The following is a 12,771-nucleotide window of genomic DNA, read 5'->3' on the forward strand; positions in this document are numbered from 1 at the left end:
AGCGAGTTGTTCAGTTCGCAATTTGATAACGGCCCAGCGTTAACTGCTCATTGAAACTATTTCACCTCGCCTTTCCACTGCGTCACCATGTTTTTGGCGTTCAGAATCTGGCTGCGCTGCTGCTCAATCACGCTTTTTGCTTCGGTGGGCAGGTCATTGGCTTGCAGGGCAGTTTCATAGGCTTTGAGAGCGGTGGCATCGCCGGTTTCGCATTCGCCGAGAATGGCCGAATCATCCTGGCCGGTGATGGCCGATTTGATGTTAATCCAGCCGCGGTGCACGGCGGCTGCAGCGTCGGTCAGGGCGCCTTCAACGGTGCCGTGCGCTTCGGGGTTGATGCCGTACTGGGTGGCGTGCTGCGAAAGCTCGGAGGCGAACTGGGCGCGCTGCTGCGAGAGGCGGCTCAATTCCGATTTCAGCTGGGGGCTGGTCACGCCTTCAGCGGCTTCCTGGTAGCCTTTGGTGGCGGTTTTATTGATTTCAACTAAGTCGTTGTAAGCGCGGGCCGTGGTTTCATTGGGCGTAGCCATAATCGTAGGAAATGAGTGGTGGAAGGAAACGTTACCTTGGTTATACTGCAATGCAAGCCAAGGGGTTGTGTAAAATATTGGCCTTTATCCGCCTTTTTACATGCGCTTTATCATGAGCCACGCCTTCGCCAGAAAGCTGAGCTTGTCGTCCGATTTGTCCTTTCTCGTGTCTTCGCCATCGGTCACATCGCCCAGCAAAAAGCCCCACGGCTCCGTCGATTTATTCGCATCAAACACAACCTTGAGCACGGCCATCAGCGGGATACTCAGAATCATGCCCGGCGTGCCCCACAGCTCGCCACCCAGAATAAGGGCCACGATGGCTGCCATGGGGTTAATGCTCACTTTGGAGCCCGTAATCATGGGCGTAATGAAGTTGCCTTCGAGGAATTGCACGAACACAAACACGCCCACCACGGCTGCGGCCTTGCCCGGCGAGCCCGTTTCGACCAGCGTAATCAGGGCCGGAATGGTGGCCCCCACCATAATGCCGATGTAGGGAATCACGGCCAGCACCGAGGCAAAAATGGCAAAAAAGATGGCAAATTTCACGCCCAGCAGCAGCAGCCCGATGCCGTTGAGCACCGATACGATTACGATGACCGTGAGCAACCCCGAAATGTAGGCCTGCACCACGCTCTGAATGCTGTCCATGGTGTGCAGCACGGCCGTACGCTTGTCGGGCGCCACAAAGCGGAACATGAACTGCCGCATGTGGTCGCGGTAATAGAGCAGGCAGAAAATATAAATGGGAATGAGGGTGAGCACGCTCAGCACGCCGGCCGTGGTGCTGAGCGTGCTGCCCAGAAACCCGCCTGCCGACTTTTTGGCCGAGCTCAGCGAGGAGTCGATGAACTCGTCCTTGCTCATCACGCGCATCCCAAACCGGTCGTGCAGCCACGTCTGGCCCTGGTCGAACATCACCGCCAGCTTGGCCTGAATCAGCGGCAACTCGGCTTTCAAATCCATTATTTGGGTGCCGAATAGCGCAATAAGCCCCGCGATGCCGCCCACCAGCATAAAAATGGCGGCGAGAATGGCCAGTATCCGCGGCCACCGCCAGCTTTCTAGCTTGCTCACCATGGGCAGGAGCAGGGTAGCCAGCAGGGCCGAGAAGAACAAGGGCAACAAAATGCCGTCGAGCTTGTGCAGCACAAACACCAGCAGCGACAGCCCAATGAGCAAAAAAGTATAGTGCACCACCGGCGCCAGCTTGGCCTCGGGGGTGGCCCCGCTTTGCTGCGTGACATGGGCGTGCGGTGTGCCGCGGTTGATTAGAGGAGGAAACATGGAGTGAAAGATGAGAGAGGCCGAAAGCGAGGGGGCAGGAAACCCGGAAAAGCGTAGCAAACGCAAAATGCCGGGCAATGGCTATAATCCGGGGTGAACCAGGGCCGCCGCAACGGTGTTGAAGGCTAAATAAATTAGTTGGGATATGCTAAGCAAGCTGGCAATATTTCTTGCCCTCCCGCCAATTTCTGCGTTATTTTACCCCAAAACTGGAGAACAGTTGCCCCCATGAACAACGAACTACTTTCCGACGCTTCGGAAGCCCCCACCAAAACTCCCGACCACGGCTATAACGAAGACAGCATTCGCTCGCTGGACTGGCGCGAGCACATCCGCCTGCGGCCGGGTATGTACATCGGCAAGCTCGGCGACGGTTCGGCTTACGACGATGGCATTTACGTGCTGGTGAAGGAGGTCGTCGATAACTGCATCGACGAGCACGTGATGGGCCACGGCCGCACCATCGACATCAAGATTTCAGATTCCCGTGTCCAAGTCCGCGACTACGGCCGCGGTATTCCGCTGGGCAAAGTGGTGGATGTGGTGAGCAAAATAAACACCGGGGGCAAGTACGATTCCAAAGTGTTTCAGAAATCCGTCGGCCTGAACGGCGTGGGCACCAAGGCCGTGAACGCCCTCAGCGGCTATTTCCTGGTGCAGAGCGTGCGGGAAGGCATCATGAAAGCGGCCGAATTTGCCCAGGGCAAGCTGGTGAGCGACCCCAAGCCCCAAAAAACCAGCCAGCGCAACGGCACGCTCGTCACGTTCCAGCCCGACGACACGATTTTCAAGAACTATCGCTTCATCCCGGAGTACCTCGAAAATCAAATCTGGAACTACGTTTACCTCAATGCCGGCCTCACCATCAATTTCAACGGCCAGAAGTATTACTCCGAAAACGGCCTGCTGGACCTGCTGGCCCGCAAAGCTGACGTTGAGAGCCTGCGCTATCCCATTATCCACCTGAAAGGGCCGGATATTGAGCTGGCCCTGACCCACGGCAACGACTACGGCGAAGAATATTATTCCTTCGTGAACGGGCAGTACACCACGCAGGGCGGCACACACTTAGCCGCTTTTCGCGAGGCGGTGGTGAAAGCCGTGCGCGAGTTTTATAAGAAGGATTTTGATGCGGCCGACGTGCGCGGCTCCATCATCGCGGCGGTTTCGATTCGGGTGCAGGAGCCGGTGTTTGAGAGCCAGACCAAAACCAAGCTGGGCTCCATCAACATGGGAGACGACGGCCCCACGGTGCGCGGCTTTATCCTCGATTTCGTCAAGGAAAACCTCGACAACTACCTGCACAAGAACCCCAAGGTAGCCGAAGACCTGCTCAAGCGCATCATGCAGAGCGAGCGGGAGCGCAAGGACATGGCGGGCGTGAAAAAGCTGGCTAACCAGCGCGCCAAAAAAGCCAACCTACACAACCGCAAGCTGCGCGACTGCCGCTTCCACCTGGGCGAAAATGCCAAGGACGGCGCCGAAAAAGAGTTGCTCACTACGCTGTTCATCACGGAGGGCGACTCCGCCTCCGGCAGCATCACCAAAAGCCGCAACGTGGAACTGGAAGCCGTGTTCAGCCTGCGCGGCAAGCCGCTGAACTGCTTCGGTCTGAAAAAGAAAATCGTGTATGAGAACGAGGAACTGAACCTGCTGCAGCACGCCCTCAACATTGAGGAGGGCATTGAGCACCTGCGCTACAACCGCGTGGTGGTGGCCACCGATGCCGACGTCGACGGCATGCACATCCGCTTGTTGCTCCTCACGTTCTTTTTGCAGTTTTTCCCCGATTTGGTGCGCAACGGCCACGTCTTTATCCTCGAAACGCCGCTGTTCCGGGTGCGCAACAAGAAGGAAACCATTTACTGCTACAACGAGCAGGAAAAGCAAAACGCCATGCGCAAGCTGGGCAAGAACCCTGAAATCACCCGCTTCAAGGGGCTGGGCGAGATTTCGCCGGAGGAGTTCGGTAAGTTCATCGGCGAGAACATCAAGCTGGAGCCGGTTATCCTGCAATCGGACCGCAGCATCCAGCAGGTGCTCACCTACTACATGGGCAAAAACACGCCCGCCCGCCAGGAATTCATCATCGAAAACCTGCGCCTTGAGAAAGACCTGGTGACTTCCGACGTGCTGCCTGTGGCCGAGGTGACGGAGGCCGATTTGGCTTAATCGGCCTCCGTTAGCCGGACCTACCGAACAGCTTGGCGTTTTTTCGTTGGAATTGGGGGCAGACTGCCCGCGCACCGGCTACCAGATTTTGACCTAAAAGTGTGTTGCTGAAAACAACCGTTGGAAAAAGAAACGAACTTTTTTTTTCCGTAACTGGAATAAGCTCAACAGAAATAACATGAAACCGCCGTCTGTTAATGACGAACGTTTGGGAATAATTAATTTCTTTCGTACGTTTGAACCGCCGGCCAGGGGTAGACTGGTCGGCAAATTCCACGGAAAAGCCCGAGCCTTTGGTTCGGGCTTTTTTCTTGTCCGCTCAAATTGACGGATTGACAGGCTTTGTGTTGGCGCAATCAGGCCAAGGCTGGCTATTTTTTTTAGCTTGTTTACTGCTAAAAAATGCCGTTATTTGAGGCATAAGCCCGATTTAGTGGGTTGCCGCAATCCCAGCTTCTTAGAATGCAACACTAAAAATGTTGGGAACTTTCCGGCCCCGGGTAGAATTGTAATTTGTTGCGCTCCGCGCTGATTCTGGTATTTTTGACGGCAGTTCGCCGACTTCATTCATTTCCTTCGTGGCTACTCTCGATACTCCCAACTCCGACGCACCCGACCAATTTTTTTTGCAGCCCGGTGATTCGGTGGATTTTGATTTGTCCGCATTTTCCCCGGCTGCGGCAGCTGATGCTGAAGAGCCCGCCGGATTTAGCGACCAGGTCACGGCTGAGGCCGACAGCTTGCCTCCGGTGGGCACGGACCTGTTTGGTATGCCACCGGCGGACCAGCCGGCCATTGAGCTGACTCCGGCCATCGAAACCGAAGAAGAGCCCAAATTTGCCCCCGGCGAAACCATTCACGACGTGGCCACCGTGAAAGGCATGTACCAGAACTGGTTTCTGGATTACGCATCTTACGTGATTCTGGAGCGGGCCGTGCCAGCTATTGAAGATGGCCTGAAGCCCGTGCAGCGGCGCATTCTGCACGCCATGAAGGAGATGGACGACGGCCGCTTCAACAAGGTGGCTAACGTCATTGGCCAAACCATGCAGTACCACCCGCACGGCGATGCCAGCATCGGCGATGCCATGGTGAACCTGGGCCAGAAAGACCTGCTCATCGAAACCCAGGGCAACTGGGGCGATATCCGTACCGGCGATGGCGCCGCCGCCCCCCGCTACATCGAAGCCCGGCTGAGCAAGTTTGCCCTCGACGTGGTGTTCAACCCCGATACCACCGAATGGCAGCTGAGCTACGACGGCCGCAAGCGCGAGCCCACCACGCTGCCCGTGAAGTTCCCGCTGCTGCTTGCGCAGGGCGTGGAAGGCATTGCCGTGGGCCTGAGCACCAAGATTATGCCCCACAACTTCCGCGAGCTGTGCCGGGCCAGCATCGACGTGCTGCGGGGCCGCGAGGTGCAGCTGTTTCCGGATTTTTCGACCGGCGGCCTCTGCGATGTGAGCAACTACAACTCGGGCATGCGCGGGGCCCGAATCCGGCTGCGCGCCACCATCGAGAAGGTCGACAAAACGCTGCTCATTATCCGCGACATTCCGTACGGCTCCACCACCACGGCGCTGATGGAAAGCATTGTGAAGGCCTCGGAAGCCAATAAAATCAAGATTAAGAAGGTGGTCGACAACACGGCCGCCGACGTGGAAATCCAGGTGCAGCTGCCCGCCGGCGTTTCGCCCGACCTGACCATGGACGCGCTGTATGCCTTCACCGACTGCGAAATCAGCATCTCGCCCAACACCTGCGTCATCATCGACGACAAGCCCCGGTTTGTGGGCGTGGAGGACGTGCTGCGCCAGAGCACCCAGGCCACGGTGCGGCTGCTGGAACGCGAGCTGGAAATTCGTCAGGATGAGCTGTGGGAGAAGTGGCACAACGCTTCGCTGGAAAAAATCTTCATCGAAAACCGCATCTACCGCAAGATTGAGGAGTGTGAAACCTGGCCCGAAATCCTGGAAACGATTGATAAGGGCCTGAAGAAATTTGTGCGCATCGAGGGCGATAAGGCGCGGGCCGATGACCAGCGCATCGTGCTGCGCCGCCCCATTGAAGAAGATGACTTGACGCGTCTGACTGAAATTCGCATCAAGCGCATCTCGAAATTCGACGGGTTCAAGGCTGACGAATACATTCAACGGCTGGAAGCGGAGTTGGCCGAAGTGGCCGACCATCTCGCCAACCTCACGCGCTACGCCATCAACTACTTCGAGGGCCTGCTGAAAAAGTACGGCGCGGGCCGCGAGCGCAAAACCCAGCTCCGCACCTTCGACGTGGTGACGGCCCAGAAAGTGGCCATCGCCAACCAGAAGCTTTATGTGAACCGCGTGGATGGTTTCGTGGGCTACGGCCTCAAAAAGGACGAATTTGTGTGCGACTGCTCCGATTTGGACGACATCATCGCCATCAAGCGCGACGGCACGTTTACGGTGACTAAAATCGCGGAGAAAACCTTTGTCGGCCGTGACATTCTACACGTTGGTGTGTACAACAAGAACGACGACCGGCTGGTGTACAACATGGTGTACCTGGACGGCGCCTCGGGCATTTCGTTCGCCAAGCGCTTCCTGGTGTCGGGCATCACCCGCGACAAAACCTACGACCTGACCAAGGGCACTAAAGGCACTAAGACGCTGTATCTGACGGCAAATCCCAACTCCGAGTCGGAAATTGTGAACATTCAGCTGAGCGATAAAGCACCGGCGCGGGTGAAGCAGTTCGACTTCGATTTTGCCGAGCTAGGCATCAAGGGCAAGGGCTCGATGGGCAACATCGTGACCAAACAGCTCATCAAAAAAATTACGCAGAAAACCCTGGGCGACTCCACGCTGGGTGGCCGCGAAATGTTTTTCGACAGCGTGGTGGGCCGCCTCAACACCTCGGCCCATGGCCGCTATCTCGGCACCTTCGACACCGACGACCATGTACTGGTGGTGTTTAAGGACGGCAGCTACGAATTGAAAACCGCCGACCCCGCCAATCATTACGACGTGCCCAACATTGTGCTGCTGCGCAAGCACGAGCCCGAAGTAGCGCTCAGCGCGGTGTATGTGGAGGGCGAAACCAAAATCCACTACGTCAAGCGGTTCAAGATTGAAACCAGCACCATCGACAAGCGCTTTACCTTCATTTCCGAAACCAAAGGCTCGAAGCTGCTGGCCGTGACGGCCAACCCCGAGCCGTTGGTGGAGGTGAAAATCCAGAAGGACAAGAAGGCCGACAAGGAAGCTGAGAAAATCGCCCTCCACGAATTCATCGACGTGAAAGGCTGGAAGGCCATGGGCAACAAGCTCAACTACTTCAAAGTCCACGCCCTGGCCTTGCTCACCGACGAAGGCCCCGAGCCCCAGCGCCGCGAAGTGGCCAAGCGGCGCGTGGTGCCGGCGGCACCCAAACCCGGCGAAAATGGGGGAGAGGCTCCGGCCGCCGAGCCCACCGGCCCCGTTGATGTGACGGCGGAAGAGGTAGCCCAGGCCCGGGAGCTGCTGAAGCGCCCCAAGGCCCAGCTAGGCTTGTTTTAACCGCGTTGCCTGGGTAATATTCGGAATGAAGTGAGCGGAATAATTGTCTTAGGAGTCAATTCCACTTGCCTCTTTCTGTGCTCCTCGTTGAGCGAAGCGTTGTGCGCCGTTTCTTTGCCTTTATGCTTGCTTCATCCCGGTTGCGGTCGTGCCCTGCTGCTCTGCCATCCAAGCCGTGGCGGAGCTGGTTGTGCGGAACGTTGCTGCTTTACCTGATAATCGGGCTGCCTGTTGCCGGGCAGTTTCGGCCGCGGCCGCGCAAGCCCACGGTTTCCGTAGCCAGCATTCCCGCTACCGTGCCAGCATCCGACCCGCCAGCGGTGCGTACCAAGCTGTTTCAGGCTGCCAGCCTGGTCAATAGCTTTAAGGATTCCGAGGCGCTGGCCATGTACCAGGACATTCTCAAGCAGGCGCCCGCGCACTACCTGGCCCTGTGGCAGGCTTCGGTGCTGAGCGTAAAAATTGGCAGCCGCTATTCCGACGAAACCCGAAAGGCCGCCTATTTTGAGGCTGCCCGCCAGTACGCCGACCGCGCCCTGCTGCTCCGGCCCGAAGGCGGCGAAAGCAACTACGCCGTGGCCCTCGCGCTCTTCAACCAAGCCACGCTCTACCGCTCCGGGGCGCGCCTGCTGGCCTTTCGCGACCTGCGCTCGCACGTCTACCTCGCCACCGAGCACCGGCCCGACTTGCCCGAAACCTGGCAGCTGCTGGGCCGCTGGCAGTACCGCGTGGCGCACTACAACCTGCTTGAACGGGTGTATAGCAAGCTGTTGCTCGGCGATGTGCCCGATGGCGGCGACAGCCGCGAGGCCATGGACGATTTGGAAAAAGCGCGTAAGCTGGCCCCACAAAACCTGCAATTCTGCTACGACCTGGCCCGTATGTGCCGCTACCAGGGCCGCCGGCGCCGGGCCATCGAAGTGCTGCACGATGCCGAAAAAATACCTCCCATAACCAGTGAAGATTTGGTGGTAAGCCGCCTGTGTCGCAACATGCTGCCGCCCTTGTTGCGCGCCGACGCCCGCCGCCAAAAGCGCCTGACCCGCGACTTGCCGCCGTCGCTAAGTCCTGGCCCTGATTCAGTAAAGCCACCGGTCGAAACCGTCAGCAAAAAGGAATAGCTGCCTGCGCGGCGTTGGTCAAACATTCCCAATGACCCGTCGCAGAGGCCGGTTGACTGGTTGGCTAGCTGGAGATATTCGTTCTTTGCGGCAATTACCCACTTTCTCAATGTATTCCCCTCGGTTGTTCAGGCTTGTTGCGGTGCCCCTGCTTTTGCTGGTGGTAGCTGCCTGCCATACGGCGCCCGCCGAGCGCCCCGATACCCTTGTGAACCTGGCCACGGTGCAAAGTGGCCCCCGGGTGCAAGCCGATGAGCTGAACGGCGCCATTGCCCGCGAGCCCCGCAATACGGCGCTGCTGGCCCGCCGTGCCACTCTGCGCCTCGCGGCCGGCCAGCCCCACGCCGCCCTGGCTGACGTCACGGCCGCCTTGGATATCAACGATGCCGACGGCAGTCTGTACTTTCTGCAGGCGCGGGTATTTCGCACGTTAGGTCAATTGCCCGATGCCTTGGCCGCTGCCCGTCAGGCGGCAGACCACGGATTTTCGGGCCCCGAACTGCCGCTGCTGGTGGGCGAAACCCACCTCGCCGCCCGTAATTACCCCGCCGCTCTCGACAACCTCGACCGGACCCTGCGCCTCGACCCCGACCAGCCGGCCGCGCTCTTCTACAAAGGCTTGGCCTACGCCGCTACCGCCGATACCTCCACCGCCGTGCAGTATTTGCAGGACGCGCTGGCCCGCGACCCCCGCGAACCCGAAATCCTGCACCAGCTGGCCTTTCTGCTGAATGCCTGGCGAATCCCCGTCGAAGCCGCCCGCTACGCCGCGCAGGGCATGCGCCTCGACAGCGCCTCCGGCCTGCTGCACTACGATTACGGCCGCCAGCTGGAGCTGCAAGGCCGCCCCGACAGCGCCCTCTGGTACTACCGCCGCGCTATCGCCCTCGATTCTTCGGTGTACCGGGCCGATTATCGCCTGGGGCTCGCCGCGGCCAAGCTCCGCCAGCCGGCCGCCGTTATTCAGCACCTTGCCCGCGCCCTGCGCCGCAACCCGCGCCTTCCCGAAGCCCGGGGCTTACTGGCCGAAGCCCTCGAAACCCAAAACCGACTGCCCGAAGCATTGGCGCAATACCGCTTGCTCGTGGCCGATAACCCCGGCAACCCGCACTGGACCTTTAAAGCCTGGAAGACCAATGAGCGGGTGCAAGCCTCGCTGCCCGATAGCCTCCGAACCGGGCCTCGCTATTATTACCGCCGCCCTTCGGCACCAGTGCGGCCGCTGCCCATCAGCCCGTTGCTTTCCCTAAAGCCCACTGCCCGGCAATAGCGCCTGACTAAAATGTGGCGCGAAAGAAGCGGGAATAACCAACAATTCTCCATTCCGCATTCTTTATTCCTGATTCAGCGAAGCGTAACTTGCGCCCCGCTTGGCCCCTTGGGCCCTTTTTCACTTCATTCTCATGCTTAATATCACCCTCCCCGACGGCTCGGTTCGCCAGGTCGAGTCCGGCACTACCGGCTACGACCTGGCCTCCAGCATCAGCGAAGGCCTGGCCCGCAACGCCTTGGCCGTGCGCGTCAACGGCGAAGTCCGCGACCTGCACCGTCCTTTTACTGAAGATGCCGCCGTTGAAATCCTCACCTGGAATGACGCCGCCGGCAAGGCCACGTATTGGCATTCCTCGGCTCACCTCATGGCCGAAGCGCTGGAGGCTCTGTACCCCGGCGTGAAGCTGGCCATCGGTCCCGCCATCGAAAATGGCTTCTATTATGATGTCGATTTGGGCGAAGGCCGGAGCATTTCCAGCGAAGATTTCCCCGAAATCGAGAAGAAAATGCTGGAGCTGGCCAAGCACAAAAGCCGCTACATCCGCCAGGATGTTTCGAAAGCCGATGCCATTGCGTACTTCACCGAAAAGCAGGACCCCTACAAGCTGGAGCTGATTGACGGCCTTCAGGACGGCCAAATCACCTTCTACACGCAGGGCGGCTTCACCGACCTCTGCCGCGGCCCGCACATCCCCGACACCAGCACCATCAAGGCGGCCAAGCTCATGAATGTGGCCGGTGCCTACTGGCGCGGCGACGAGAAAAACAAGCAGCTCACGCGCCTCTACGGCATCACTTTCCCCAAGGCCAAGGACCTCACCGAGTACCTCGAACGCCTCGAAGAAGCCAAGCGCCGCGACCACCGCAAGCTGGGCAAAGAGCTGAAGCTGTTTGCTTTCTCCGAGAAAGTAGGAGCGGGGCTGCCCCTGTGGCTGCCCAAAGGCACCGCTCTGCGCGAGCGCCTCGAGCAGTTCCTGCGCAAAGCCCAGGTGAAGGCCGGCTATCAGCCCGTCGTCACGCCCCACATCGGTGCCAAAGAGCTGTACGTGACCAGCGGCCACTACGAGAAATACGGCGCCGACTCCTTCCAGCCCATCAAAACGCCCAACCCCGGCGAGGAATTCTTCCTCAAGCCGATGAATTGCCCGCACCACTGCGAAATTTACAAAACCGAGCCCCGCAGCTACCGCGACCTGCCCGTGCGCTACGCCGAATTCGGCACCGTGTACCGTTACGAGCAGTCGGGCGAGCTGCACGGCCTCACGCGGGTGCGTGGCTTCACACAGGACGATGCCCACATCTTCTGCCGCCCCGACCAGGTGAAAGACGAGTTCAAAAAGGTAATCGACCTGGTGCTTTACGTTTTCAAAAACCTCGGTTTTGACGACTATACGGCCCAAATCAGCCTGCGCGACCCTGAGAACAAAACCAAGTACATCGGCTCCGACGAAAACTGGGCCCTGGCCGAAAGTGCCATCCAGGAAGCCGCCGCCGAAAAAGGCCTGCCCACGGTAACCGAACTCGGCGAAGCCGCCTTCTACGGCCCCAAACTTGACTTCATGGTGCGCGATGCCCTCGGCCGCCGCTGGCAGCTCGGCACCATTCAGGTCGACTACAACCTGCCCGAGCGGTTCGACCTCGAATACGTAGCCCCCGACAACACCAAGCAGCGGCCCGTGATGCTGCATCGCGCGCCCTTCGGCTCGCTGGAGCGCTTTGTGGCCGTGCTCATCGAGCACTGCGCCGGCAACTTCCCGCTCTGGCTCACCCCTGAGCAGTTCATCGTCCTGCCCATCTCGGACAAGTACCTCGACTACGCCAACGAAGTGAAAGCCCAACTGGAGCAGCGCGAACTCCGCGGCACCGTCGATTCCCGCGACGAGCGAATCGGCCGCAAAATCCGCGATGCCGAAATGGGCAAAATCCCTTATTTGCTGGTAGTTGGGGAAAAAGAAGCGCAGGACAACATCATTTCCGTGCGCAAGCACGGCGAAGGCGACCTGGGCTCAATGCCTTTGGACGCCTTCGTGAAAAGCGTGCAAAGCCAGATTGTTGCGGCTTATTAGCCCGAAACAAGAAGAAGATTGAAAAAGGGATGTCCTGCTGAGCTTTTCGCAGCAGGATATCCCTTTTTTTCGGCCCTCACAAATTGAATGGGCAATCCACTTGTCTTTCCAATTAAAAATGCCGATATTTGCCCCCTGATTGCCAGGCCTTACCCGGCCTAAACCGCCAAGAATCTCATTCCCCGCCACTTTTTTAGCAGGAGGACCAAACCATAGCAGCTCCGAATCGTCGGTACGTGCCCCGCCAGCAGGTGGAAGAGCCGTTCAAAATCAACCAAAAAATCCTGGCTCGCGAAGTGCGCCTCGTCGGCGACAATGTCGAGCAAGGTATCTATCCGACCGACCAGGCCCGGAAAATGGCACAGGACCAAAATCTCGACCTCGTCGAGATTTCGCCTACTGCCACCCCGCCCGTCTGTCGCGTCATCGACTACTCGAAATTTAAGTACGAGCAGAAGAAGAAAACCCGCGAGCTGAAAGCCAAGCAGACCAAGGTGGTCCTCAAGGAAATTCGCTTCGGTCCTAACACCGACGAGCACGACTTTGCCTTCAAGGTGAAGCACGCCCAGGAATTTTTGCGTGAAGGCGCGAAAATCAAGAGCTACGTGCACTTCGTCGGTCGCAGCATCGTGTTTAAAGAGCGGGGCGAAATCCTGTTGCTCAAGTTTGCCCAGGCCCTTGAGGACCTTGCCAAAGTTGAGCAGCTGCCCAAGCTCGAGGGCAAGCGCATGTTCCTCTACCTGGCTCCTAAAGCGGCTGCCGTAGTGAAACCTGCCGCCAAACCCGT

Annotated in this window: 8 protein-coding genes and 1 pseudogene; 6 read left to right on the plus strand and 3 right to left on the minus strand. The window is 58.6% G+C overall.

Going from position 1 to position 12,771, the window contains the following annotated elements:
- Positions 1-56: 56 nt before the first annotated feature.
- Complete coding sequence (locus J4G38_RS03355; RefSeq protein ID WP_210515592.1) at positions 57-530, minus strand: ferritin-like domain-containing protein; 474 nt, start codon at positions 528-530, stop codon at positions 57-59.
- Between the two features lie 96 nt (positions 531-626).
- Entirely contained in the window at positions 627-1,820 is a 1,194-nt protein-coding gene (locus J4G38_RS03360; RefSeq protein ID WP_210515590.1) for an AI-2E family transporter, read from the minus strand.
- Between the two features lie 228 nt (positions 1,821-2,048).
- Between J4G38_RS03360 and J4G38_RS03365 the strand changes: the two genes are divergently transcribed.
- Positions 2,049-3,992, plus strand: a complete 1,944-nt coding sequence (locus J4G38_RS03365) for a DNA topoisomerase IV subunit B (RefSeq protein WP_210515588.1) — start codon at positions 2,049-2,051, stop codon at positions 3,990-3,992.
- A 10-nt stretch (positions 3,993-4,002) separates the two neighbouring features.
- Here the strand turns inward: J4G38_RS03365 and J4G38_RS03370 are convergent, their stop codons facing one another.
- Positions 4,003-4,269, minus strand: a complete 267-nt coding sequence (locus tag J4G38_RS03370) for a hypothetical protein (protein WP_226163120.1) — start codon at positions 4,267-4,269, stop codon at positions 4,003-4,005.
- A 493-nt stretch (positions 4,270-4,762) separates the two neighbouring features.
- On the opposite strand from J4G38_RS03370, the gene J4G38_RS03375 reads away from it, so the two are divergent.
- From J4G38_RS03375 to infC, 5 genes and pseudogenes are all read left to right on the plus strand, one after another.
- Positions 4,763-7,525, plus strand: coding sequence for a DNA gyrase/topoisomerase IV subunit A (locus J4G38_RS03375; RefSeq protein ID WP_210515768.1), 2,763 nt, complete (start codon positions 4,763-4,765; stop codon positions 7,523-7,525).
- 296 nt (positions 7,526-7,821) lie between these two features.
- Positions 7,822-8,646, plus strand: a complete 825-nt coding sequence (locus J4G38_RS03380; RefSeq protein WP_210515586.1) for a tetratricopeptide repeat protein — start codon at positions 7,822-7,824, stop codon at positions 8,644-8,646.
- A gap of 109 nt (positions 8,647-8,755) precedes the next feature.
- Entirely contained in the window at positions 8,756-9,916 is a 1,161-nt protein-coding gene (locus tag J4G38_RS03385; RefSeq protein ID WP_210515584.1) for a tetratricopeptide repeat protein, read from the plus strand.
- Positions 9,917-10,049: 133 nt separating this feature from the next.
- Complete coding sequence (gene thrS / locus J4G38_RS03390) at positions 10,050-11,984, plus strand: threonine--tRNA ligase (RefSeq protein WP_210515583.1); 1,935 nt, start codon at positions 10,050-10,052, stop codon at positions 11,982-11,984.
- A gap of 212 nt (positions 11,985-12,196) precedes the next feature.
- Positions 12,197-12,754: pseudogene (gene infC / locus J4G38_RS03395) on the plus strand (translation initiation factor IF-3); the annotation flags it as partial.
- Positions 12,755-12,771 lie beyond the last annotated feature (17 nt).

Origin of the sequence: Hymenobacter terricola, assembly GCF_017921975.2 — a bacterium.
GTDB lineage: Bacteria > Bacteroidota > Bacteroidia > Cytophagales > Hymenobacteraceae > Hymenobacter > Hymenobacter terricola.